The organism is Kitasatospora nipponensis (assembly GCF_039528135.1).
Lineage (GTDB): Bacteria > Actinomycetota > Actinomycetes > Streptomycetales > Streptomycetaceae > Kitasatospora > Kitasatospora nipponensis.
Genome location: NZ_BAAALF010000634.1, coordinates 1 through 805, shown reverse-complemented (window position 1 = coordinate 805; position 805 = coordinate 1). Strand labels below are relative to the sequence as shown.

Genomic DNA, 805 nt, shown 5'->3' with positions numbered 1-805 from the left:
GTGCCCGGTGTAGCCGTCGCCTGGCAGCACGGTGCCGGCGACCGGGTCGGTATTGCGTCGCCGTCGCTCGCCCGCAGGCTTCGGAGCTGGGCCCGTCCCTGCCATGTGATCACCTTTCTCGGGTATTCATGCAGCCCCTGCGGATTTGCGAAAGTTGCAAATGAGGGAGTCGACATGCCAGCCCCGTTGGCCGGTGGTAGCTTTTGTCTAAGTGGCCTCCTATGCAGGAGATCCGACATGGGCGGAACATATGAAGTGGTCAGCCAACTTGCGAGCGTTGGCTATGATCTGATCCCACGTGATGCTTACGCCAAGCCTCGCATCACTCTTGAAGTGACTGCTACGCAATCCAGATTTACTGAGCACGATCTCGAAGCCATCGGCAACGGCGCAAGCGGTGGGGCATACCTGCCGCCTGGCGAGATCTTGGGGCTATCCATGCAGGTAGCACAAGGTGACGTCCTTGCTCCCGTGTACTACGGAGAAGATGCCGGATGGGCCCTTCGTGATCTTCTATCGATCACCCGCAGTACATCCCACCAACTAGACCATCTCATCTTCAATGAAGATAAGATCATGGTCCCCATTTTTGGATCACCTCCGAGTGACTGGAAGCCACTCAGGTCGGCGTTGAACTCGGCGCAGCATGCTGCCCTAATTCCGCCCGGCTGGGAGATGTCGACCGGACATCCACAGCAAGGGTGGATAATGGTCGCGTTTTACGTTGGAGGGCAGATATTTGTCAGGGTAATTCAGCCGGGCCTTTCGGCAACGGGTGACGGCGTGAGCGCGTGGATTCGGCGCG

At 58.4% G+C, this 805-nt stretch carries 1 protein-coding gene; it reads left to right on the top strand.

All coding sequences use genetic code 11. From position 1 onward, the window contains the following. Positions 1–237: 237 nt before the first annotated feature. A partial coding sequence (locus ABD323_RS42400; RefSeq protein WP_344447390.1) for a hypothetical protein occupies positions 238–805 on the top strand: 568 nt, incomplete at its 3' end.